Here is a 22,934-nt window from a genome sequence, read left to right on the forward strand (position 1 = left end):
ATCGGCGAACGGTAAAACAAATAGTTGTGGGAGCTGCCGACGTTTTTTCAAACATATCAAGAACAGTTGAGCGACCCCGAGCCTTCAATCGTCGCGCGTCAGCACTTCCAGCAACTCAATCTCGAAATGCAGATTGCTATGGGGCTGGATATGCGCGCCCATCGCCCGCTCGCCATACGCCAGATGCGCCGGCACAAACAGCTTGCGCACGCCGCCGACTTTCATCCCCATCAAGCCCTGGTCCCACCCCTTGATCACACGCCCGGTGCCAATCACACACTGGAACGGCTTGCCCCGCTCCCAGGACGAATCAAACACCGTACCGTCTTCCAGGGTGCCGGTGTATTGAGTGGTGATCAGCGCCCCCTTGACCACGGCTTTACCGTCGCCTTGGCGGATGTCGGTGATTTGCAGTTCTTCGTTGCTCATGGGGGATCTCGTTGGGTTCACACTGGCTGGCTTTTTCCCAGAATCAAGCGCCTTTGGCAAGTGCACTCTTAAGGATCCAGACTACGCCTCAGCCAGAAGCGCCTGACTTAACCTCAGCCATCTTTTCCCCTCTTATAAAAAATCAACCACCCCGGTTGCACAACAATAAGAGGTCACACCCCAATGAGCCAACCAACAAGCCCTGTCCGCGTCGCTGTCGTGCAGTTCGACCCCCAGGTCGGCCTGGATAACCGCGAAAGCAATCTGCATCGCAGCCTGGCCTTGGCTGCCGAGGCGGTCAATGGTGGGGCTAACCTGATCGTACTGCCCGAGTTGTCGAACTGCGGTTACTTCTTCAGCAGCCGCCAGGACGCATTCGAGCATGCCGAGCCCGTTCCCGGCGGGGCCAGTGTGCAAGCCTGGATGGCGTTTGCCGCCACCCATCAGGTGTATCTGGTGGCGGGCCTGAATGAGATCGAGGGTCGGCAGTTATTCAATACTGCGGTATTGCTGGGGCCGGATGGGTTGATCGGTAAGTACCGCAAGGCCCACCTATGGAACCTCGAGAAGCTCTGGTTCACCCCTGGCAACCTGGGCTTTCCGGTGTTTGAAACGCCTATCGGGCGCATTGGCCTGTTGATCTGCTGGGACATCTGGTTCCCGGAAGTACCACGCATCCTCAGCCAGCAAGGCGCCGATATTATTTGTAGCCTCAACAACTGGGTGTGGACGCCGCCGCCGCTGTTCGACGAGGCCGGTAAATGCATGGCGTCGTACCTGACCATGACCGCCGCCCACGTCAATAATGTGTTTATCGCCGCCGCCAGCCGGATCGGTGAGGAGCGTGATGCACGCTACCTGGGGTGTTCGTTGATTGCCGGGACCAATGGCTGGCCTATCGGCAAAGTGGCGTCGGCTAACCGCCAGGAAATCCTCTTCGCCGATATAGACCTGACCAGCGCCCGCAGTGCGCCGATCTGGAACAGTCTCAACGACCTGCACCGTGACCGGCGCGATGATCTTTACGATCAGATGCTCGGGTATTGCCAGCACCCCGCCCTGCCACGCTAAAGGGAGGGCGAGTCATGGAAAATTTATTCATGAAACCTGGAAACGAGCGATCTCGGGTCGATAAGGCGATCATCGCATTGGGGCTCATCAGCATCTCGCTGATTGTCTGGACGGTCCTCACGCACCAAGGCTCCTGGCCTAGCTACGGCGATATGGTGGCAGCATTTCCCGACCCCATCGCCTGGCTACGCTGGGTACTGGGAGATGTCAGCGAAGTGGCCTTCTACAAGCATGAGCTTGCCTCCCTCGGGTTGTTGGCGGGTGCATACCTGGCCTGGTGGGCCAGCCGCACCGGCAAGCGCTGGCAAGGCTTTGCGATTTGCTACGGCAGTGGGCTGTGGCCGTGGTTGGTGACCAGTTCCCTGCTGGGCCTGCTGCTGAGCAACCTGCTATGGGGTTGGACGGTCACCGCCGAGACCTGGCAACCCACCTTCGCCGCGTTTGTTTCACTGCCGGCAGCAATGGTGCTGATGTTTGGGGGTGGTTGGAAAGTCACCCTCAATGGCGCGTTGTTGGGGGCGCTGCTGGTCACGCCGATGTGCTTGCTGATCGTCAATTTTATCTGTGTACCGCTGGATTTGCCGGTGGTGATTGGTAACGTGCTGGGCATGGCGGCGGGCAGCGTGATTGCCTTTGTCATCTGTCGCCGCGTGCCGATTCTGGTGCGCTCGGACTATATCGCCGCAGACAAACCATTGCCGCTCAAGCCGCCAACCTATGGCCTGGGCTGGAGCTTGCGCAGGGTCTTGGCCGATTTTTCCGAAGCGCCGTTCTTCGGCAATGAGTGGGCCAGCCTTGGCCTACTGGCGGGAGTCCTGCTGGCGTATGCCTTGAACCCGTTGAGTGCCGCCTATGGGTCGGGACTGGTGCTGCAACTGATCGGTGCCCAGGCGCTGACATCGGCTCTGGGTGTGCTGATCTGGCGCAGTCAGTGGATCAAGCGCGGTTGGTATCCCACCTACGTGCCGCTGGTCTCGGTCGTACCGGCAGCGGTGCTGACCCATGGCGGGAGTTGGATGGTGATTGGATCAAGTGCGTTGCTTGGCGCGTTGATCGCGCCGCCGCTGGCCTGTGCCATTGCCGGGCGGCTGCCGACACACTTTCACCCCTATATCGGTAATGTGATCTCGATGGCGTTGAGCACCTTGCTGATTGTGCCCGTCGTTGGAAGATTGATCGCGTAAACAACCGGGTAAGGCTCTTGAGCCTTACCCGCTCCCAGCCTTACAACCACCGCCAAAACCGCCCCCAGAACCCCCGCTCCAGATCCGCCTTGCACCCTGCATACTGGCGCGCATACAGATCGGAACGGGCCTTGACCTTGCCGGCTACCGGCAACAGCCACGCCTTGCTGGCATAGGTGCGGTTACGGTAGCCGCCCCAGCCTTCGTGGTAGTTGAGGTACTGGCCATAGGCGTCGTATTTGTATACGCCGTTGATGCTGGCGGTCTTGTCCATGTACCAGCCGACAAAGTCGATCGCGTCGTCGAAGTCCTGGCGGCTGGCCCAGTTGCGGCCGGTGCTTTTCTGGTAGTCGCCCCACACTTCATCCTTGGCCTGGGCGTAGCCGGCAGCGGTGCTGACGCGGCCCCAGGGGATGATCCACAGCAGGTATTTGCGCGGAGTCTTGGCGTTCTGCCGGAAGCCCGATTCCTGATACATGATGGCGAACGGCACCTGGATCGGCACACCCCAGCGCTTCTGGGTGACTTTGGCCGCGTCGTACCAGTCGTCCTTTTCGCGGAAGATGCCGCAGATGTCGTCAGGGGTGCGTGGCGGCGAGGTACCGCACGCCGCCAACAGGGTGGTGAATAGCAGGAGGGCTGTGGTTTTTACCGGGGTCAAAAGCATACCTTTGCGTGAGCGCGAAAAAAGCCGACAGTTTACGCGCTCACGCAAGGTGTTGCGGTTACGAATCAATGGGCCTTGATCAAGCCACGGGCACTTTGCGGGTCGAAATGGCCAGGCGACCGATGCCAAAGCTCAATGCGGCACCCAGTACCAACATCAACAAGGTGCTCCACGCCGCGCGGGACAGTTGCTTGGCCGCCACTTCACCGGCCTCGCGGGCCTTTTGTTCGGCCTGGGCCTTGAGTTCTTCGACTTTCTGCACGGCCTGCTGATAGGCCTGGGCATAGTTCTCGACAATCTGGCTGGCCTCGGCCTGGCTCTTGCCAGTACGGGCGGCGACGATGTTCACCAGCGCCTCTTTGTCGGCCGCATTCAACGCCGGCTCACCAGAGGCTTTGACGCGCTCGAACCATTGCTTGAGTTCGCTCGCGGCCTGGGCCGGGTTGGTGGCGGCATCAGTGGCCGATTGCTGACCGTCTGCCGCTGCCTGGTTAGCTGTTTGCTCGACGTTAGCCGGATCCAGTTCAGCCTTGCCGCTTTGCTTGAGCAAGGTGTCGAGTTCGCCCTGCAGGCTATCCCAATCCAGGCTGATGCCCTTTTCGTCCAACTGCTGCTTGACGCTGTCGCTGATGCCGGGGGCCACGGCGGCAATGCCGCTACCGGCCGCCGACAGGCCTTTGCCTACGACATTGCCCGCGGCGCCGACCACACTGGTGGCCAATGCCGCCAGCAGCCACGTGGTGAGCAAGGTAGTGATGGTCCAGCTCAGGACACCATGCAGGCCGCCACGATCCGGGGCTGTGCGGCCGGCGACAAAGGCGCCCACGCCAATCGCCAACAGCGTGGACACAAACAGCCAGATCCCGGCGCCAGTGCCAAAGCCGCTCAACGGGTTGCCTGCCGCCATGGGGTCGACCGCACTGGCGCCGATGGCGGTGCCCAGTACGCTGAGTACCAGGTAGGTCACCAGGGCAATTGCACTGCCGGCCAGTACCGAGCCCCAGGACACACGAAAAGGCGAGCGATGGGTTTCATAGAGGGAGGTCATAATCGTTCCTTGGACAAATGAGTAGACCTTCAGTTTGTCCAGGCCGACGCCTGCGGTCTCGGCACAAATGCACTAGGACGACTGGTGCATTCGCACCCCGTCAAGCTGAATCGGTCTGCACTATGCTCAAGGCCAGTTGTCGTACTCCACACAAGCCAGACATGCCCTGTTGCAGGCGCCGATGTCGTTATGTAGCCATTTTGGAGAAACCATGAGCCAGGCCGTTCTCGCCCAAGAAACCAATCGCCGCCAATTGCAGCAGATCATTTCCGGACTGTCCGATGGGGTGATTCTCGCCGAGATCGACCAGAGCATTCTCTGGGCCAACGAAGCCGCACTGGCCATGCATGGCCTGGATGACATTGCCGGGCTCGGCGCCAACACCGCCGAATACGCCGAGCGCTTTGCCCTGCGCTACCGCAACAATCACCCGCTGCCCCTGGAAGCCTATCCGCTGAGCCGGGTGGCCAACGGCGAAGAGTTCAGTGATGTGGTGGTCGAAGTCACGCCCAGCGCCGACACCGACCGCACCTGGGTCCACCGCCTGCGCAGCCTGGCGCTCACCGACAGCGCCGGCAAGCCGGAACTGCTGGTGCTGATTTTGAGCGATGCCACCGAATGGGCCAGCGCCGAGCAGCGCTTTGAAAAGACCTTCAACGCCAACCCGGCGCCGGCGGTGATCTGCCGCTTGAGCGATCTGCGCTATATCAAGGTCAACCAGGGCTTCCTGGAGATGACCGGCTACAACCGCGACCAGGTGATCGGCCGTTCAGTGTACGAACTGGACGTGCTGGAACAGGCCGAGCGCAAGGAGCTGGCAATCCAGCGCCTGGGCGAAGGCGCGACCATCCCGCAGATGCAAGCCGAGCTGAAACTGCCCGAAGGCGGCAGCAAGCTGGTGATTGTTGCCGGCCAGCCGCTGGATATGAACGATGAGGAGTGCATGCTGTTTTCCTTCACTGACCTTGAGCCCCGGCGCAAGGCCGAAACCGCCCTGCGCCAGAGCGAGGAGCGGTTTGCCAAGTCCTTCCGCCTGACGCCGGTGCCGACCCTGGTGTGCGACGCGGACAATCAGCAGGTGGTGGACGTCAACGACGCGTTCATGAGCGTCACCGGCTACACCAGCGAAGAGTTGATTGGGAAGTCCATCAGCGATATCGACTTCATCGACAGCAAGGAGGCCTGCACGCAGTTGTTCGCCACCCTGGAAAAAGCCGGCAGCCTCGACGGCCAGGACCTGAAAATCCGCAAAAAAGGCAATGAGGTGATTGATTGCGTGGTGTCGGCCGACACCGTGAGCATCCAGGACACGACCTGTTACCTGCTGGTGATGATGAATATCACCGAGCGCAAACGCTCGGAGCTGGAGTTGGTGTCGGCCATCGAGGAAGTGATGAAGGACGCGTCCTGGTTCAGCCAGACCCTGATCGAAAAACTGGCCAACGCCAAGAGCGTCAACAGCCCCAACCTGACGACCATCGCCTTTACCGACCTGACCGCCCGCGAGCGGGATGTGCTGGGGCTGATTTGCGAAGGCCTGGCCGACAAGGAAATCGCCTCGCGCTTGAAGCTGGCACCCAATACCGTGCGCAATCATGTGGCCACGGTGTACTCCAAGCTCAACGTGCACAGCCGCAGCGCCGCCATCGTCTGGGCCAGGGAACGCGGGTTGTTTGCCGGGGAACGGCGGGCAAAAAGTGCGAAATAAGGTGCAAATGCACTAGGGCGACCAGTGCAAATTCGCCTTATTACCGGGCGATGGGCTGCTTAACCTTGAAGGGTAGGCACAGGGTTTGATGCCCTGTGTCATGGCGAGTTTTTTGCCCTTGAAGGAGGCAGCATGAACAGTGAACAAGTCACCGGCCGCGTGAAAAAAGCCGTGGGCAAGGCTCAGGACTTTCTCGGCGAAATGACCGACGACGAACAACTGCAGGCCCAGGGCGTAGCGCGCCAGGCGGCCGGCCAATTGCAACAGACCTATGGCGATGCGCTGGACACTGTTGGTGACTTTGCCCAGCGCAAGCCCCTGGCCACCGTGGCGATCGTTGCTGGCGTGGGCCTGGTGCTGGGCCTGTTGCTGCGTCGTCGTTGATGGGGGCTGGCATGTTTACCCTGGCCCAACTGCGTAATTGCATCGAAGAAGCCCTGTTACCGCTGACCTGCGAATTCACCCTGTGCCGCGACTCGTCACTGACCTTGAAAGTGTTTGACGCCCAGAGCGGCCGCGTGGACCTGGTGGTCACCGGGATCAGCGTCAACAAACTCAAGACCCCGCAGGACGTCGCAACGATGGTCGAGGAACTGCGCTACGAATTGCACAGCAACACCGTGGGCGGCGCGCTCTCCATCTGACAACACCCCTCTGTAGGGGGCATGCGCCTACCCCTGTGTGGGCTTGCCCGCGATGGCGGTGAGACAGCCAACAGTGACTTGACTGACCCACCGCCATCGCGAGCAAGCTCGCTCCCACTGGGGCGCAGCTCCGCGCTTTGGCCTTGTCTACAACGGGCGTGGCTTCAACGATGCCCCTATAAAGTAGAACAGCCCCCCGGCCACGATAAACCCCGCCAACATGTAGAACATGTAGTGCGCCGGCAGGCTGGCCAGCACCAGGCCGCACAACACCGGCCCCAGTGCGGCGCCGAGGTTGGAGAGGTTTTGCGCACCGTAGTACATGCCGCGCAGGTGGTCAGGGGCGATGCGGTCGATAAACATGTATTCGGCGGGAAACACGATGATCTCCCCCACGGTGAAGATCGCCATCGACACCACCCACCACCACACGCTGGTGGACAGCGCAAAACCCATCACCCCGAGCATGAACATGCCCAGCCCGAAGATCAGCCAGCGGCTCAGGTGACGGTGGCTGATCTGCCGACCAATCACGTATTGCAGGGCGATGACCAGCAGGGCGTTGGTGGTCAGGATGGCGCTGATCACGGTGTAGGTGTATTCGGCGTCCGAGGTGGTCACCAGGTACTGCGACAGGTAGGCGGTGAACTGCCCGAATACCACGGCACTGAGCAGGCCGCCGAGGGTGAAGCACACCAGGCGATGATCGCGCAGCAATACCCGGCCCACCGCCAGGAACGGCACCGGTTTTTGCGCGGCGTCCACCGTGGCCAGGCTGCGGTCGCCCCAGCGCCAGTACAGCAGGAAGAACCCCATCCCCAGCAACACCGACAAGACAAACGGCAAGCTCATATCGACCTTGGCCACCATCGCCCCCAGAAACGGCCCTACCGCGTAGCCGATATTGGTCAGGGTGTACTTGATGGAAAACACTTCGCTGCGCGCATCGACCGGCAACAGGCTGGCAAAGCCGGCCTTGACCGCGACATCGATCACCGCATACGCCAAGTTGATCAGGATCAGGCAACTGTAGAAAAGCCATAGCTCGCGAGCCAGCAAGGTGCCGACGAATCCCAGGACGAACAGCAGGCTCAGGCCCAGCAACAGCCGGTAGCTATTGACCCGGTCCACGAGGAAACCGCCGTACACGCTCAACAGGGAACCGACGATCAACGAGCTGCCGATCACCAGGCCCACTTGGCTGATGCCCAGGGCGAAGTGACTGGACAGGTAGATCACCATGTACGGAAAGGTGATCGCCTTGGCCAGGGTCAATACCAGCGTGGCCGATAGCAGCAGGTTTACGCTGCGGGGGTAGTTTTTTATTGTTTTCAGCATCCTGCTCTCGTTTCCTGAAAAGAGTCGTAGCACACGCCATGACGGGCGCATTGCGCAGCTACCTTACCTCAGGATGAGCAGCAAAAAAGACTGTTTTATGCATTCGTGCATGCGATTTTTAAATGCGCGCAGCGAAGGGGGGGAAAAGCGGCATCAGCCCGTTTCCCCCCGCACCCGTTATTTGGCAGGGGTGATGTCGAGGATGGTGCCATTGGTGATTTTCACCAGCACATAACGATCATTGATCCGCGCCCACTGGCTGTCGTCGTGGGGCGGTTTCAGGCCGCGCTTTTTCCAGTCGCCCAGGGCCGACTCCTTGCGCACCAGGATATCCGGCGCACGGTCTCCGACTTTCAAGTCTCGGGTGTTGATGTTCGAAGGCTCCACGGTTTTCTGCGGATTGTCCTCGGCTTGCACGGTAACGCTGGCGGTGGACAGGCTGGCGGCAACCAGCAGGCTGGCAATCAGGGACGTTGCTTTCATGGGTATTCCTTCAGTAAATAATGCGTACCCAGGTTCCGACAGCAGGGCCCTGCAATCATTCACCCGCAATACAGCCACGGGTATCGGTGCCTGCTAATCTTGCGCCAGCCCTCCATCGAGTCCGAGAACAATGAAAACAGCCCTGACCCGAACCAAACTGCTGGCCAGCGCCCTGATCGTGATCGCCGTGATTGGCGGTGCCACTTATTACTTGCTGGACCGCCGCGCCACCCACGGCCTGCTTGACGGTCCCGAATACAGCGAAGCGCAACTCAATGAGGGCGGTGTGGATGGCATCCGGGACCTGCCGTTGCCAGAAGCAAAAAAACGCCTGAATTACCTGATCCTCGATATGCGCGACGGCATCAACCGCATCGCCATGCTCGAAAGCATGCGCCTGGAAGTCGGCCCGGCCACCGCTACACCAGGCGAACAGAAAGAGCTGAACTATGAGGAGCCGTTCGTGCCCTTCCCCGCCGCCGAACTGAAAGCGGCATTGACCGACCTCAAGCGCACACCGGGGCAGTTCCAGCAGTTGTTCTTCGACAATGCATCCGGGCTGAAACTGGAAGTCGAGGCGATTCGCGAGGTGCTCAAGCGCGGGGCCCTGCCCGATCAGCAGACCGAAGCCAGCTATCGCATCCAGACCCTGTACTTTCGCGACGGCTCGCAGCAGCCCTTCGCCGAGGTGGCGATCAAGGATGAGGACAGTGAGGAGCAGGACCAGGACACCACCCAGGCCGAACTCAAGCTCAACAAGCCCCTGGAACGCATCAGCCTGGCCCTGACGTATCAGGCCTACCCCGGCTTCAATAAAATCGTCCTGGACCGGGCCCACCCGAAAGCCACCGCCGAGGGTGGCGAGGTGTACCAACTGACCCATCTGGGCGACGCCAGCGCCTCCTTGCAACTGGCAACGCCGAAAAACAAATCCTATGTGATCCAGGGCCTGACGGCCGATGGCAAGACCCTGTACAGCGGCGGCAACAGCTCCAATTCCTCGCCCACCGCCGAACAAAAGGCCAACCTGCGGGCCTATTACAACGAACTGCTGCGTATGGAAGACAACTTCGCCGACTTCAAGAGTGCCGCGGCGGTGCAGGATCATCTGGAACAGTTCGCCAGCAACCTGCCCAGCTCCGACAGCGAGCTGAGTAACGTGCAGGCCACCTACCAATTCGAAGACACCCCCGCCAGCATCGTGATTTACGTGCTGGACCCGCTCCAACCCCAAACCCTTGATTGGGAAATGCACAGCAGCACCGCCCCTCGCGAGCGCTACATCGCCTACGACAGCGCCAGCGAAAGCAGCGGTTTTATCGACAGCAAGGGGCAATGGGTGGTCAAGCCGCGCTTCAAGCGCATTGATACCACCGAGATGCCCGGCGTGTACCACATCATGGTCGGCGAAAAATCCTCCGGCGAGGGCTGGAGCGAATTGCAGCTCAAGTACTTTGCCTTTGTACCCGGTACGCAAACGTTGAAAGAACTGCCCTTCGAAATCATCGACAGCGCGGTCAACGACGACCTGATGATTGTCGAGCGTGAAACCAACGGCCCCTATGGGGTCTACGACGTGAAGAAGCTACAGGTCGTGGTGCCCATGAAGTACGTCAACCCCAGTGTGATCGGCAACGTGTTCATCGCCCGCCCTGGCGAGACCACCTATGGCTCGAACTCGTTGTACGGCGCCTGGAGCCTGAACGGCAAGGAGCTGTTGGCACCGCGCTACTCCGCAATCAACGGCAGCGGCGAGTTTATCTACGCCACCTCCGCCGACCAGAAACAGACCGACGTCTACAACCTGCAGATGAAGAAACTCAACCCACCCGGCGCGACCGTCTTCGGCCAGTTTGTCCAGGGCCAGCCCCTGCTGATCCAGGACCGTGGCAGCCGCAAATACAGCTTTATCAACGAACAGGGCAAGGCGCTGCCTTTGAGCCTGCCATTCGATGACGTCAACCCGTTCTCCAACGGCATGGCGGTGGTGCAAAAGGGCAGCCGCTATGGCGCCATTGATGTACACGGCAAACTGCGCGTGCCCGTGACCTACAGCAAACTCAACCCCTTCCAGAAGAACCTCGCCTCGGCAGAAATGGATGGGTTTGAAGGCTTGGTATTGATCGACAAAAACAACCGCGTGGTGAAAAAACTGGGGTCGTATACCCACTACAGCTTCCCGTACAACAGCAACGAAGCGACCTATAGCATCTGGGATACCCAGGTGCCAAACCGGGTCAATGTGTTCGACGCCGATGGCAACCAGACCGATAGCTTCGAGCGCGAGTGAGGTGATACAGGCCCTTGCAGGAGCTGGCTGGCCGGCGCTTACAAGGGCTCTCTATTGCGCGCGTGAAATTAATCCTGTAATTTTTCATGAAATTTTTAGATAAGAATTTCACGAAGCACCCATGGACAAACAAGAAGAACTGGACGCCCTGGCGATCCTGATTCACGACCTGCGCAAATACAAGAAGCTCACCCTGGCCCAGCTGGCGCAGAAGATCGAGCGTTCCGTGGGGTTCCTGTCCCAGGTCGAGCGTGGCTTGTCGCGTCCCACCGTGGCGGACCTGACTGCCATCAGCCATGCGCTGGACGTACCCACCACCTACTTCTACAGCCTGTCCAAACCCAAGGCGGTGGATTGGGTCACCCGCCCCAACGAGCGGCGCACGGTGTATTACGCCAACGGCATCACCGACATCCTCGTCTCCCCCAGCATGCAGGGGGCGTTTTCGATCCTCGACAGCCTGCTCGAACCCGGCGCCAACAGTGGCGAGCAGACCATGAGCGACCGCGCCGAGCAGGCCGGTTATGTACTCGAAGGCCACCTGACCCTGTGGGTCGAAGGCGAGGCCGACGCGGTGACTCTCGGCCCCGGCGACAGCTTTCACCTCGCCAGTTTTGCCCACTGCCGCTACGGCAACCTGACCGACCTGCCGGCACGCGTGCTGTGGGTCTACAACTAAGGCACACCAAGGAGCGTCACCCGTGAAAAGCCATTCCTCCACGTTACTGGCCGAAGTACGGACCTTTCGCCAGAGCCATCCGGATGTACGTTATGTCGACCTGATCTCCCTGGATATCCCAGGGCGTTTCTACGGCAAGCGCTACCCGGTTGAAATGTTGGAAAAAGTCGCCGCCGGCAGCCCCCTGAAGTTGCCGCAGAACGCCGTGCTGCTGGGCGCCCAGGGCGGTCTGTTCAAGATTGGCGACTACTGCTTCCATGACGGCGACCCCGACGCCAACCGCCGCCTGGTGCCCGGCACGCTCAAGCCGGTGAGCTGGGAAGCCCAGCCCCTGGGGCAAATGCTGATCACCTCCGACGGCACCGAGGCCCCCATCGAATTCGAACCCCGTGAAGTCCTGGCCAAAGTCCTCGAGCGCCTGCACCGCAAGGGCATTCACCCGGTGGTGGCGTTTGAGCTGGAGTTCTACCTGTTCGATAAAAAGCTCAACGACGGCCTGCCGCAATTTGCCCGCGACCCGTTGAGCGACGACCCCGATGACCAACCGACCCTGCATATCGAGCGGCTGTCGCGTTTTGCGCCGGTGCTCGATGATATGGTGCAGACCGCCCAGGCCCAGGGGATCGACATTACGGTGATCACTGCCGAACTGGGCCCCGGCCAGTTTGAAATCAACTTTGGTCACCTCGACGATGGCCTGCGCGCCGCCGACTGGGCCGCCCTGTTCTGCCGCAGTACCCGTGGCGTGGCGCTCAAGCATGGCTACCGCGCCAGTTTCATGGCCAAGCCCTACCTGCAACATCCGGGCAGTGGCATGCATGTGCATGTGAGCCTGTATGACGCCGCCGGCAACAACCTGCTGGCGGCGCACCAGCAACAGCCGTTGCGCCACGCGGTGGCGGGTTGCCTGGCACTGCTGCCGCACTGCATGCCGATTTTCTCGCCCAACCACAACGCCTTCCGCCGCCTGGGCGGCACGGTCAATGCGGCCACCAAGGCCTGCTGGGGTTATGAGGACAGGGACGCCTGCGTGCGCATTCCCGAGTCCGACCCGCGCAACCTGCGGATCGAACATCGGCTGGCCAGTGCCGACGCCAACCCGTACCTGGTGCTGGCGGCGATCCTGGTTGGACTGGAGCATGGCCTGGACGCCGCGCAGGAGCCTATCGCACCGCTGAACGAAGACCGCACCAGCGGCCATGACTTCCCCCTGGAAATGCTCGAGGCGGTGCGCGCCATGCAGCAACAACCGGTCCTGCGCGAGGGCTTGGGGGCGGAGTTTGTCGACGTCTATTGCGAAAACAAACGCCAGGATCACCTGGCCTTCCAGCAGGAGATCAATGCGCGGGAATATCGCTGGTACCTGTAGATACCGAGCACCCTGCATATTCCTTGTGGGAGCTGGCTCCCACATTTTGAGCTTCGCGGCCTTGAGTAAGGTGCTACTTTGAAAAAGCCCGACCATCGCCCTCTCCTGCGGATTGCCCATGACCGACCAAAGCGCCCCTGCCCTCAAGGAAATCTTCAACGTCGAACGCCTGCAGCACATCGCCGATGAGATGAGCGCGGTGTACCCGCCCTTCGATGCCAAGGGCTTTCTCAAACACGCCAAGCGTGACCTGGCCGGGTTGTCGGTCATGCAGCGCATGGCCCGGGTCAGTGAAAGCCTGCACGCGGTGATGCCCCTGGACTATCCGCAAACCCTCGAACATTTGTATGCCCTGGCCCCGCGCCTGAACAGTGGTTTTGTCAGCCTGTTCCTCGGGCATTATGTGGCCAGCTATGGCCTGGATGATTTCCAGCGCTCAATGGCGGCGCTCAAGTACTTCACCACATTTGGCTCTGCCGAATTTGCTGTGCGGGCCTTTCTGCTCAAGGATTTCCAACGCACCCTGGCGGTGATGCAGCAGTGGTCGCTGGATGACAACGAGCACGTACGCCGCCTCGCCAGCGAGGGCTCGCGGCCGAGGTTGCCATGGTCGTTTCGCCTGGCCCAGGTGCAGGCCGATCCGCGCCTGTGCGCGTCGATCCTGGAGAACCTCAAGGCCGACAGCAGTCTGTATGTACGCAAGTCCGTGGCCAACCACCTCAATGACATCACCAAGGACCATCCGGATTGGGTGCTGGATGTCATCGAAAGCTGGTCCCTGGACAACCCCCACACCGCCTGGATCGCCCGCCACGCCCTGCGCAGCCTGATCAAGCAGGGCAATACCCGCGCGCTGACGATCATGGGGGCCGGGGCGCGGGCCGAGGTGAAAATCCACCAGTTCAAGGTCGAGCCCCCGGTGATTCGCCTGGGCGAGCGGATCAACCTGTCGTTCAGCCTCGAATCCACCACCAGCGCCCCACAAAAACTGGTGGTGGACTACGCCATCGACTATGTAAAAAGCGCAGGCCATAGCGCCGCCAAAGTGTTCAAGCTCAAGGCTTTTACCCTCGGCGCGGGTGAACGGCATACGCTGCTGCGTGGCCAACATATCCGCGATATGACCACGCGCAAGCACTACCCCGGCCGGCATACGGTGCATGTGCTGGTGAACGGCGAACGCCTGGCCAGCAGCGACTTCGAGCTGCTCGACTGACCACCTTTACCAAGACGAAGGCTCTATCTCGGGCCTTTCAGCGATATTTATTGTCCGACAATACTGGTTTTTGGTGTTGCGATCCATTATCATCTGCCGCCTTCTTGGTACCCGCCAGGGTATCTGTGTCAATGTTCCACCTGAGGCGCCCATGCACCGTTTCTCGTTTTACTGCCCTTTGATTTGCGCCAGTCTGGGGCTTGTTTCGCACACTGCTCATGCCGCGTTGCAACCCATGGCCGAAGCTGCACTTGCCAACGAATCCGAGCTGCACTGCCACTTCAACCGTGATGCCAGCACCGATTGCACCACCACCTACCGCTATACCATTCTCAAGCCCAGCGGCCGGGAAATTTTGTCGCGAATCGACTTCAACTATGCCGAAGGCGATAGCTTTGAAGTGCTGCACGCCGAGTCCACCCAGCCCGGCGGCAAGCCACAGCGGCTTGGCGAAGCACAGATCGACACGCGCACCGCGCCCAACCCTGACCAGGGGTTTTCCAGGCTGAAGCAAACGTCCCTGGCATTCCCCAACCTGCGGGTCGGCACGCAGATCCGCTACACCGTGCGCGAGCATCACCCCGCCAAGCCGCTGATGACCGAGTTCCACTACGCCCTGCAGTTCGGCCCCAGCAATGCGCGGCGCGACCGGCTCAAGGCGCGCTTCACCGCAGAACGGCCGATCGAGTGGCGCGCCGAGTTGATGGACGGCTTCACCATTACCCCCTCGGTCAATCGCAAGACCCTGGATATCGAGCAAAAGACGCCGACCTATCTCAACTACATCAACGAATCGGGCCACGCCTATATCCGCCTGATCCCACGGATCGAAGTGGGCAGCAGCCTCGATGTGCAAAAACATTTCGGCGGCTTTGCCCAGCGCTACAACCAGATCCTCGCGGCCAAGCTGCCGGCTGACAGTGCCGCCGCCGTAGCTGCGGTGAAGGGCTTGGACCCGGCGCAGCAAGTGGCCGGCCTGATGCAGCACATCAACGACCATTACCGTTACCTGGGTGACTGGCGTGCCACCGATCGCGGCTATGTGCCGTTTAACCTGGAGGAGATCGAACAGCACGGTTATGGCGACTGCAAGGACCTGTCCATCCTCCTCACCGCCATGCTCAAGGCCAGCGGGATCAAGGCCGAGACTGCCTGGGTCAGCCGTGGGGATGTGGTGGATTCGCTGCTGGTGCCGGGCACCGGTGCGCCCAACCATGCCATCGTGCGCGCCGAAGTGGCCGGCCAGGTGTGGTGGCTGGACCCGACCAACCCGGTGTTCGCCCCAGGCCAGACCCTGCCCGATATCCAGGACCGCTGGGTACTGGTCAACGATGCCCAGGGCCGGGTGCGTGAGGAACATATCCCCCTGGCACGCCCTGACACCAGCATCCGCCTGGACAAGCAGGTGCATTACGACAAACAGGGCAATGGCACGACCCGCGCCAGCGTCACCTTCAGCCGCCTGCCCCTGATGCAACTGAGCATGGCTGATCGCGAACAGGGGGCTACCGCCACCGACCAGAACATCTGCGACAACTTTGGCCGCGAGATCAGCGATTGCCAGGTCACCCGCCAGCCCACCGGGTTCGTGCAGCCCGACAGCTACACGGTCAAGGCCAGCATGACCGACCTGGGCGCCCTGGAAAAACTCGACGAAGGCTACGTCTACACCGACCAGTCGCTCAAAGAGAAATGGGACGGCCTGCTCAACTACCGCCGCAACGGGCAACGGGGCGACCTGTACATGGGCAACCCGGACACCGTCGACTACACCTTTACCTTGACCGGCGGGCAGATGGACAAGCCTGTTCAAGGCTGCAAGATCAACTCGCCGTGGTATGACCTGGAACTCGATGGCGAACAGCTCAAGGATGGCTTGCGCTACCACTACCGGTTGACCCAGAAAGTGCGCTGGTTGAGCCATGATGAAATCGTCAGCGCGCCGTTTGAAAAGATGATCAACGATGCTCGTGCGTGTGGTGAACAGGTACACCAGACAGTAAAACTCTAAGCCCACACACAGTCCCATGTGGGAGCTGTCTCGCCCTGCGAGGCTGCGATGGCGGCAGGTCAGTCAACATCAATGCTGGCAGTACCGCCGCCATCGCAGCCTCGCTAGGGCTCGACAGCTCCCACATTTGATCTCTGTAGATCCCCCTTGCCCTTCGCTACGCGCCCAACAGCAGCCCCTGCTCCTTGGCACACAACTCCACCACGTAATCCCACAACACCCGCAACCGTACCGACTTGTGCAATTCGCGTCGGGAGCTGATCCAGTAGCTGCGCTGGATGCCCTCTTCCGGCAATAGCGGCACCAGGTCCGGGTCCCCGGCGGCGACAAAACACGGCAGCACGGCAATCCCCAACCCCGAGCGCGCCGCCTGGTGCTGGGCGATGACGCTGGTGCTGTGGAATACCACCCGGGGGTTGCGGCAAAAGCTGCTGAGGAGTTTCAGTTCCTGGCTGAACAGCAGATCGTCGACGTAGTCGATCCACGCGTGGGCGGCCAGGTCTTCGCGTTTCTCGATGGCTGGCGAACGCGCCAGGTAGCTGCGGCTGGCATAGAGGGCCAGGCGGTAGTCGGTGAGTTTGCGCGTGACCAGTTGATCGACGCTGGGGCGCTCCAGGTGGATGCTGATCTCGGCCTCGCGGTTGAGGATGCTGACAAAACGCGGCACCGCCACCAGTTCCACTTCCAGCCCCGGATAACGCTCGAACAGGCCGCCCATGCGGCTGGCAAGGAACATCACCCCCAAGCCTTCGGCGACCCCCAGGCGAATCTTGCCCAGGGGCGCGGCGGAATGGGTCAGCTCTTCTTCGGCGAGCAGTGCAACGTTCTCCATGGCTTCGGCATGCTTGAGCAGTGCCTCGCCCGACGGCGTCAGTTCGTACCCCTGGGCATGCTGCACAAACAGCGCGGTGCCGAGGCTTTTCTCGATGGCCTCGATATGCCGGGCCACAGTGGCATGCGTGGTTTTCAGGCGCTGGGCGGCGGTGAGCAGGCGCCCGCTGCGCTGCAACTCAAGAAAATACCGCAGGTCATTCCAGTCGAACATGTCACCCTCCCTCTCGGCCATGAGCGCAGCGCTGTTTAAAAACGCACAGCAGCTGGGTAAAAACTAACATTTTTAAGACGAAAACTAACAACTAGGATGGAGCCAATAAGAAAAACAAGCGAGACCCCAGATGACTATTGCACCTGCGCAATACGATTACGTGGTAGTAGGCGCCGGCCCTGCGGGCTGCCTGCTGGCCAATCGACTGTCCGCCAACCCTGCCCATCGTGTGCTGCTGCTTGAAGCGGGCGGGCGCGACAACTACCCCTGGATTCATATCCCCGTCGGCTACCTGTTCTGCATCGGCAACCCGCGCACCGACTGGTGCTTCAAGACCGAAACCCAACCCGGCCTGCAAGGTCGTGCCCTGAGCTATCCACGGGGCAAGGTGCTGGGCGGCTGCTCGTCGATCAACGGCATGATCTACATGCGCGGCCAGGCCAACGACTACGATGGCTGGGCCGCCGAAGGCAACCCCGGCTGGGCCTGGGACGATGTATTGCCTCTGTTCAAGCAAAGCGAAAACCATTTTGCCGGTGCCTCGCCCCTGCATGGCGACAGCGGCGAGTGGCGCGTGGAGCAACAGCGCCTGCACTGGCCGATCCTCGATGCCTTCCGCGAAGCCGCCAAGCAAAGTGGCATCGCCAGCATCGACGACTTCAACCAGGGCGATAACGAAGGGTGTGGCTACTTCCAGGTCAACCAGAAAGGCGGCGTACGCTGGAATGCGGCCAAGGCGTTTCTCAAGCCCATCCGCCAGCGCGCCAACCTCACGGTGCTCACCGGCGTGGAAGTCGACCGTGTACTCCTGGAAAACGGCCGTGCCAGTGCGGTGGTGGGCCGCCAGCTAGGGCAAGTAGTGACCTGGAAAGCCCATAAGGAAATCATCCTGTGCGCCGGGGCGGTGGGTTCGCCCGGCATCCTGCAGCGCTCCGGGATAGGGCCTTCGAGCATCCTCAAGCCCTTGGGCATCGAGGTCCTGCACGAACTGCCAGGGGTCGGTGGCAATCTGCAGGACCACCTGCAACTGCGGCTGATCTACAAGCTGGAAAACGCCCGCACCCTGAACCAGATCGCCGGCTCCGTGTGGGGCAAGATGGGCATGGGCCTGCAATACCTGTATGACCGCAGCGGCCCGCTGTCCATGGCGCCCAGCCAGCTCGGCGCCTTCGCCCGCTCGGGGCCGGAGCAGACTTCGGCCAACCTCGAATACCACGTGCAACCACTGTCGCTGGAACGCTTTGGCGAACCGCTGCACGCGTTCCCGGCATTTACTGCGTCGGTTTGCGACTTGCGCCCGCAGAGTCGCGGACGCATTGATATCCGCTCGGCCGATCCCGCGACGCCGCCATTGATCCAGCCCAACTACCTGAGCCATCCCGAAGACTTGCGCGTGGCCGCCGATGCCATCCGCCTGACCCGGCGCATTGTCGGCGCCCAGGCCCTGCGCCCCTTCAACCCGGTGGAATACCTGCCCGGTGAGGCCTTGCAAAGCGATGAACAATTGCAAGAGGCGGCGGCGCGGATCGGCACCACGATTTTTCACCCGGTCGGCACCTGCCGCATGGGCCAGGATAAAGACGCGGTGGTCGATGCCCAGTTACGCGTGCACGGCGTGCCCGGCCTGCGCATCGCCGATGCCTCGATCATGCCGCGCATCACCTCCGGCAATACCTGCTCACCCACCCTGATGATCGCGGAAAAAGCCGCGCAACTGATTCTGTCCCCTCAAACAAGGAACCTCACCCCCGAAAGAGAACAGACAACACCGGCATGACCTGTAGGCGCGAGTTTGCTCGCACCTACAGGACAAGAGCGGCGCTGAAGTTGGCGCCGACAGTGGAACAACAATAAATAATCACTGTGAGGGCTACCCCATGTCAGAACGTGCTCAACCCCTGGACGCCATGCCTGGCGCCACTGTCAGCAGCAAGGAGTCGCAAAAGGTCATCTTCGCCTCGTCCCTGGGGACGGTGTTCGAGTGGTATGACTTTTTCCTCTATGGCGCCCTCGCGGCGGTGATCAGCAAGCAATTTTTTGCCGGGGTCAACGACACCACGGCCTTTATCTTCGCCCTGATGGCCTTTGCCGCCGGCTTTGTGGTGCGGCCGTTCGGCGCGCTGGTGTTCGGCCGCCTGGGGGACATGATCGGACGCAAGTACACCTTCCTCGCCACCATCGTCCTGATGGGCGTGGCAACCTTCTGTGTGGGCCTGTTGCCCACCTACGCCAGCATCGGCATCGCCGCGCCGATCATCCTGGTGGTGCTGCGCATGCTCCAGGGCCTGGCCCTGGGCGGTGAATACGGCGGCGCCGCGACCTATGTCGCCGAGCACGCCCCCGCCGGCAAACGCGGCTTCCACACCAGCTGGATTCAATCCACCGCGACCCTCGGCCTGTTGCTGTCGTTGCTGGTGGTACTGGCTTGCCGTTATTTCACGGGCGATCAGTTTGAAGTCTGGGGCTGGCGCCTGCCGTTCCTGCTGTCCATCGTGCTGCTGGGGATTTCCACCTGGATCCGCTTGAGCCTGCACGAATCCCCCGCGTTCCTGAAAATGAAAGAGGAAGGCAAGGCCAGCAAAGCGCCGATCCGCGAGTCGTTCGGTAACTGGCAAAACCTCAAGGTGGTGTTGATTGCGCTGTTCAGTATCAACGCCGGCCAGGCCGTGACCTTCTACGCCGCGCAATTCTATGTACTGTTCTTCCTGACCCAGTTCCTGAAGATGGACCCGGCCCTGGCCAATATGCTGCTGATCATCAGCGTGGTGATTGGCGCGCCGTTCTTTATCTTCTTCGGCTGGCTCTCGGACAAATGGGGGCGCAAGCCAGTACTGATGGTCGGCCTGCTGCTGGCCACCGCGCTGTACTTCCCGATCTTCAAGGGCCTGGCCCACTACACCAACCCGGCGATGGACCAGGCTAGCCGCCAGGCCCCGATCACCGTGCTGGCAGACCCGGCCACCTGCACCTTCCAGTTCGACCCGGTGGGCAAGGCGCGGTTTGACAGCCCATGCGACAAGGTCAAGACCTTCCTGGTCAAACAGGGCCTGCCCTACAGCAGCGAAGCCGCACCTGCCGGCAGCGCGGTGCAAGTCAGCATCGGCGATGTGCGCATCGACGGCTACGACGAAGACGCCCTGCGCGGCGCCGTGACCCTGGCCGGCTACCCGAAATCGGCAGACGTGGCCCAGGTCAACAAAACCATGGTGGTGGTGTTGATCGTCGCGCTGATCCTGATCGCCGCAATGTGCTACGGCCCACTCGCCGCACTGATGGTGGAACTGTTTCCGACGCGTATCCGCTACACCTCCATGTCCCTGCCCTACCACATCGGTAACGGCTGGTTTGGCGGGTTCCTGCCGACCGTGTCGTTTGCCTTGGTGGTGTACACCGGCGATATCTTCTACGGGCTGTGGTACCCGGTGGTGATTACCGGGGTGAGCCTGATCGTCGGGCTGCTGTGCCTGAAGGAAACCAAGAACGTGGATCTGGATAAAAACTAATCTCCCGCAAACCCTGTAAACCCCTTGTGGGAGCGGGCTTGCCCGCGATAGCGGTGGGTCAGTCAATGAATGTACTGACTGGCACACCCCCTATCGCGGGCAAGCCCGCTCCCACACTGGTTTCCCGCCGCCCACACAAATTGCTGTATATCCATCCAGATAAAGGTTGCTCAATTGCCTTCTTTTGCCCATCCTTCGCCCATTCAACTGTGTAACGAATGGGCTGAGCATGCGGCTGTTCCTCTGTGAAAAACCCTCCCAGGCCAAGGATATCGCGGCCGTGCTCGGCGCCCGGCGCCGGGGCGACGGTTGCTGGCTGGGCACGGACGTCACCGTTACCTGGTGCATCGGCCACCTGTTGGAAACCGCCCCGCCCGATGCCTACGACGCCAAGTACAAGCGCTGGGTGCTGGCCGACCTGCCCATCGTCCCGGAAAAATGGAAGATGACGGTCAAGCCCAAGACCGCCAGCCAGTACAAGGCGGTCAAGCGCCTACTGGGGGAAGCCCGGGAACTGGTGATTGCCACCGATGCCGACCGCGAGGGCGAGATGATCGCCCGCGAACTGGTGGAGCATTGCCGCTATCGCGGGCCGATCCAGCGCCTGTGGCTGTCGGCGCTCGACGATGCCTCGATCCGCAAGGCCCTGGCATCGTTGAAGCCTGGCGCAGACACCTTCAGCCTCTACCATTCGGCCCTGGGCCGCTCCCGTGCCGACTGGCTGATCGGCATGAACATGAGCCGCCTGTTTACCCTGCTCGGCCGTCAGTCCGGCTATCAAGGTGTATTGCCCGTTGGGCGGGTGCAAACCCCGACCCTGCGCCTGGTGGTGGACCGCGACCGCAGCATTGCCGACTTCGTCCCGGTGGCTTACTGGGCCATTGATGTTGAGTTGCTGCACCAGCAGATGCGTTTTATCGCGCAATGGCGCGCCGCCGACGATATCTGTGACGACCAGGGCCGTTGCCTCAACCCGGAGCGGGCACAACACGCGGCGACGGCGATGAGCAACGCGGCCAGCGCACGCCTGGTGAAGCTGCGCACCGAACGCATGCGCGAAGTGGCGCCCCTGCCCTTTGACCTGGGCACCCTGCAGGAAATCTGCTCGAAGAAACTCGGGCTCGGCGCCCAGGAAACCCTGGATATCGCCCAGTCCCTCTACGAAACCCATAAGGTCATCACCTACCCGCGCAGCGACTGCGGTTACCTGCCCGTGAGCCAGCATGGCGACGCGGCGACGATTCTCGCGGCACTGGGCCGCGCCGACCCGGCGGTGAGCGCGTTGATGCCACACCTCGATGCGCAGCGCCGCTCCCGCGCCTGGAACGACGCCAAGGTCAGCGCCCACCACGGCATTATTCCCACCGGCGCCGGCAAAGATCTTGCGCAGTTGACCGGCAAACACCGCGCCGTCTACACCTTGGTCCGCGCCCGATACCTGGCGCAGTTCCTGCCCAATCACGAATACGACCGCACCCAGGCGGACTTCGACTGTGCCGGCGAAGCCTTGCGCGCCGTAGGTAAAGTGGTGGTGGAACCCGGCTGGAAGCGTGCGTTGCCCGAAGCGCTGGCCCCGAGCCAAGGCCGTGAGGCGCCGGCGCCGCAGCCTTTGCCGGCGCTGGTGCAGGGCCAGGATTACGCTGTGGCCAAGGTCAACCTCAAGGACCTGTGGACCCAGCCGCCCAAGCCCTTTACCGAAGGCGACCTGATCAAGGCGATGAAAAACGTCGCCAAACTGGTGCAAGACCCGCTGCTCAAACAAAAGCTCAAGGACACCACCGGCATCGGTACCGAGGCGACTCGGGCCGGGATCATCCAGGGCCTGCTGGACCGTGGTTACCTGGTGAAAGACGGCAAGGCGCTGTCTGCCACACCGGCGGCCTTCAGCCTGATCGACGCGGTACCCAGGGCGATTGCCGATCCCGGCACCACCGCCATCTGGGAGCAGGCCCTGGACATGGTGCAGAGCGGTGAGATGAGCCTGGAAGAGTTCGTCGCCAAACAGGCCGCCTGGATGAGCAAGCAAGTGGCCCGCTGCAATGGTATGCAAATGACCATCAGCGGCCCGGCCAGCCCGGCAGGTCGTGGTGCCACCCCCTGGAAAAACAAACGCAAGCCGGCCAAGCCCAAGACCGCCGCCAGCCCGAAACGGGCGGTAAAACCGGCAAACAAGGGCTGAAATTGCAAAAAAAGTCAGGTAATGACGCTTTTCAAGCGGATATACGCCGCTTTGGCTCTTGCCCTGGCGC

At 61.3% G+C, this 22,934-nt stretch carries 19 protein-coding genes; 13 read left to right on the forward strand and 6 right to left on the reverse strand.

The features are described from left to right. Window positions 1-84: 84 nt before the first annotated feature. Window positions 85-429, reverse strand: coding sequence for an FKBP-type peptidyl-prolyl cis-trans isomerase (locus tag PSH73_RS15755; protein WP_057439428.1), 345 nt, complete (start codon window positions 427-429; stop codon window positions 85-87). Window positions 430-612: 183 nt separating this feature from the next. On the opposite strand from PSH73_RS15755, the gene PSH73_RS15760 reads away from it, so the two are divergent. Then, on the forward strand, window positions 613-1,500 hold the full coding sequence (locus PSH73_RS15760) for a nitrilase family protein (RefSeq protein ID WP_057439430.1): 888 nt from the start codon (window positions 613-615) through the stop codon (window positions 1,498-1,500). 14 nt (window positions 1,501-1,514) lie between these two features. Then, window positions 1,515-2,684 carry a hypothetical protein gene (locus PSH73_RS15765; protein WP_200660018.1) on the forward strand — a complete coding sequence of 390 codons (1,170 nt, stop codon included), beginning with the start codon at window positions 1,515-1,517 and terminating at the stop codon, window positions 2,682-2,684. Window positions 2,685-2,724: 40 nt separating this feature from the next. On the opposite strand, the gene PSH73_RS15770 is transcribed toward PSH73_RS15765, so the two are convergent. After that, window positions 2,725-3,345, reverse strand: a complete 621-nt coding sequence (locus PSH73_RS15770) for a hypothetical protein (protein WP_225923796.1) — start codon at window positions 3,343-3,345, stop codon at window positions 2,725-2,727. Between the two features lie 85 nt (window positions 3,346-3,430). Beyond that, window positions 3,431-4,399 (reverse strand): hypothetical protein, encoded by a 969-nt coding sequence (locus PSH73_RS15775; protein ID WP_120733539.1) that lies wholly within the window; start codon window positions 4,397-4,399, stop codon window positions 3,431-3,433. 211 nt (window positions 4,400-4,610) lie between these two features. Between PSH73_RS15775 and PSH73_RS15780 the strand changes: the two genes are divergently transcribed. The 3 genes from PSH73_RS15780 to PSH73_RS15790 all read left to right on the forward strand — a co-directional run bounded on the left by PSH73_RS15780 (window position 4,611) and on the right by PSH73_RS15790 (window position 6,751). Further along, entirely contained in the window at window positions 4,611-6,107 is a 1,497-nt protein-coding gene (locus PSH73_RS15780; RefSeq protein ID WP_252118017.1) for a PAS domain S-box protein, read from the forward strand. 132 nt (window positions 6,108-6,239) lie between these two features. Beyond that, on the forward strand, window positions 6,240-6,491 hold the full coding sequence (locus PSH73_RS15785) for a CsbD family protein (protein ID WP_057439434.1): 252 nt from the start codon (window positions 6,240-6,242) through the stop codon (window positions 6,489-6,491). 11 nt (window positions 6,492-6,502) lie between these two features. Then, window positions 6,503-6,751: a DUF1652 domain-containing protein gene (locus PSH73_RS15790; protein WP_038441863.1), complete on the forward strand. Its 249-nt coding sequence runs from the start codon at window positions 6,503-6,505 to the stop codon at window positions 6,749-6,751. Window positions 6,752-6,898: 147 nt separating this feature from the next. Here PSH73_RS15790 and PSH73_RS15795 read toward each other — a convergent pair whose 3' ends face one another. Next, the gene (locus tag PSH73_RS15795; protein WP_057959124.1) at window positions 6,899-8,089 is read right to left on the reverse strand and encodes an MFS transporter; all 1,191 of its coding nucleotides are present in this window, start codon (window positions 8,087-8,089) and stop codon (window positions 6,899-6,901) included. Between the two features lie 177 nt (window positions 8,090-8,266). After that, window positions 8,267-8,572: an RcnB family protein gene (locus PSH73_RS15800; protein WP_057959123.1), complete on the reverse strand. Its 306-nt coding sequence runs from the start codon at window positions 8,570-8,572 to the stop codon at window positions 8,267-8,269. Window positions 8,573-8,702: 130 nt separating this feature from the next. Between PSH73_RS15800 and PSH73_RS15805 the strand changes: the two genes are divergently transcribed. The 5 genes from PSH73_RS15805 (at window position 8,703) to PSH73_RS15825 (ending at window position 16,137) form a co-directional block, all read left to right on the forward strand. Next, window positions 8,703-10,862, forward strand: a complete 2,160-nt coding sequence (locus tag PSH73_RS15805; RefSeq protein ID WP_305460890.1) for a WG repeat-containing protein — start codon at window positions 8,703-8,705, stop codon at window positions 10,860-10,862. A 121-nt stretch (window positions 10,863-10,983) separates the two neighbouring features. Next, window positions 10,984-11,541: a helix-turn-helix domain-containing protein gene (locus PSH73_RS15810; protein ID WP_038441866.1), complete on the forward strand. Its 558-nt coding sequence runs from the start codon at window positions 10,984-10,986 to the stop codon at window positions 11,539-11,541. A gap of 22 nt (window positions 11,542-11,563) precedes the next feature. Continuing rightward, entirely contained in the window at window positions 11,564-12,910 is a 1,347-nt protein-coding gene (locus PSH73_RS15815) for a glutamine synthetase family protein (protein WP_305460892.1), read from the forward strand. A gap of 118 nt (window positions 12,911-13,028) precedes the next feature. After that, window positions 13,029-14,126 (forward strand): DNA alkylation repair protein, encoded by a 1,098-nt coding sequence (locus tag PSH73_RS15820; protein ID WP_169990473.1) that lies wholly within the window; start codon window positions 13,029-13,031, stop codon window positions 14,124-14,126. Between the two features lie 151 nt (window positions 14,127-14,277). Then, complete coding sequence (locus PSH73_RS15825; protein WP_198831233.1) at window positions 14,278-16,137, forward strand: DUF3857 domain-containing transglutaminase family protein; 1,860 nt, start codon at window positions 14,278-14,280, stop codon at window positions 16,135-16,137. Between the two features lie 157 nt (window positions 16,138-16,294). On the opposite strand, the gene PSH73_RS15830 is transcribed toward PSH73_RS15825, so the two are convergent. Continuing rightward, on the reverse strand, window positions 16,295-17,182 hold the full coding sequence (locus tag PSH73_RS15830; RefSeq protein WP_057439441.1) for a LysR family transcriptional regulator: 888 nt from the start codon (window positions 17,180-17,182) through the stop codon (window positions 16,295-16,297). Window positions 17,183-17,312: 130 nt separating this feature from the next. On the opposite strand from PSH73_RS15830, the gene PSH73_RS15835 reads away from it, so the two are divergent. The 3 genes from PSH73_RS15835 (at window position 17,313) to PSH73_RS15845 (ending at window position 22,864) form a co-directional block, all read left to right on the forward strand. Beyond that, the gene (locus PSH73_RS15835; RefSeq protein ID WP_120733546.1) at window positions 17,313-18,959 is read left to right on the forward strand and encodes a GMC family oxidoreductase; all 1,647 of its coding nucleotides are present in this window, start codon (window positions 17,313-17,315) and stop codon (window positions 18,957-18,959) included. Between the two features lie 100 nt (window positions 18,960-19,059). After that, the gene (locus PSH73_RS15840) at window positions 19,060-20,685 is read left to right on the forward strand and encodes an MFS transporter (RefSeq protein WP_057439443.1); all 1,626 of its coding nucleotides are present in this window, start codon (window positions 19,060-19,062) and stop codon (window positions 20,683-20,685) included. Between the two features lie 229 nt (window positions 20,686-20,914). Beyond that, entirely contained in the window at window positions 20,915-22,864 is a 1,950-nt protein-coding gene (locus PSH73_RS15845; protein ID WP_305460896.1) for a DNA topoisomerase III, read from the forward strand. Window positions 22,865-22,934: the final 70 nt, after the last annotated feature.

Source organism: Pseudomonas sp. FP2294 (assembly GCF_030687625.1).
Taxonomy (GTDB): Bacteria; Pseudomonadota; Gammaproteobacteria; order Pseudomonadales; family Pseudomonadaceae; genus Aquipseudomonas; species Aquipseudomonas shahriarae.

Bases quoted from the DNA above. Each gene is read 5' to 3' on its own strand.
- PSH73_RS15765 (WP_200660018.1), top strand. From the start codon at position 1,515: ATGGAAAATTTATTCATGAAACCTGGAAACGAGCGATCTCGGGTCGAT.
- PSH73_RS15825 (WP_198831233.1), top strand. From the start codon at position 14,278: ATGCACCGTTTCTCGTTTTACTGCCCTTTGATTTGCGCCAGTCTGGGG.
- PSH73_RS15810 (WP_038441866.1), top strand. From the start codon at position 10,984: ATGGACAAACAAGAAGAACTGGACGCCCTGGCGATCCTGATTCACGAC.
- PSH73_RS15800 (WP_057959123.1), bottom strand. From the start codon at position 8,572: ATGAAAGCAACGTCCCTGATTGCCAGCCTGCTGGTTGCCGCCAGCCTG.
- PSH73_RS15840 (WP_057439443.1), top strand. From the start codon at position 19,060: ATGTCAGAACGTGCTCAACCCCTGGACGCCATGCCTGGCGCCACTGTC.
- PSH73_RS15755 (WP_057439428.1), bottom strand. From the start codon at position 429: ATGAGCAACGAAGAACTGCAAATCACCGACATCCGCCAAGGCGACGGT.
- PSH73_RS15785 (WP_057439434.1), top strand. From the start codon at position 6,240: ATGAACAGTGAACAAGTCACCGGCCGCGTGAAAAAAGCCGTGGGCAAG.
- PSH73_RS15805 (WP_305460890.1), top strand. From the start codon at position 8,703: ATGAAAACAGCCCTGACCCGAACCAAACTGCTGGCCAGCGCCCTGATC.
- PSH73_RS15820 (WP_169990473.1), top strand. From the start codon at position 13,029: ATGACCGACCAAAGCGCCCCTGCCCTCAAGGAAATCTTCAACGTCGAA.
- PSH73_RS15830 (WP_057439441.1), bottom strand. From the start codon at position 17,182: ATGTTCGACTGGAATGACCTGCGGTATTTTCTTGAGTTGCAGCGCAGC.
- PSH73_RS15835 (WP_120733546.1), top strand. From the start codon at position 17,313: ATGACTATTGCACCTGCGCAATACGATTACGTGGTAGTAGGCGCCGGC.
- PSH73_RS15775 (WP_120733539.1), bottom strand. From the start codon at position 4,399: ATGACCTCCCTCTATGAAACCCATCGCTCGCCTTTTCGTGTGTCCTGG.
- PSH73_RS15790 (WP_038441863.1), top strand. From the start codon at position 6,503: ATGTTTACCCTGGCCCAACTGCGTAATTGCATCGAAGAAGCCCTGTTA.
- PSH73_RS15845 (WP_305460896.1), top strand. From the start codon at position 20,915: ATGCGGCTGTTCCTCTGTGAAAAACCCTCCCAGGCCAAGGATATCGCG.
- PSH73_RS15760 (WP_057439430.1), top strand. From the start codon at position 613: ATGAGCCAACCAACAAGCCCTGTCCGCGTCGCTGTCGTGCAGTTCGAC.
- PSH73_RS15780 (WP_252118017.1), top strand. From the start codon at position 4,611: ATGAGCCAGGCCGTTCTCGCCCAAGAAACCAATCGCCGCCAATTGCAG.
- PSH73_RS15795 (WP_057959124.1), bottom strand. From the start codon at position 8,089: ATGCTGAAAACAATAAAAAACTACCCCCGCAGCGTAAACCTGCTGCTA.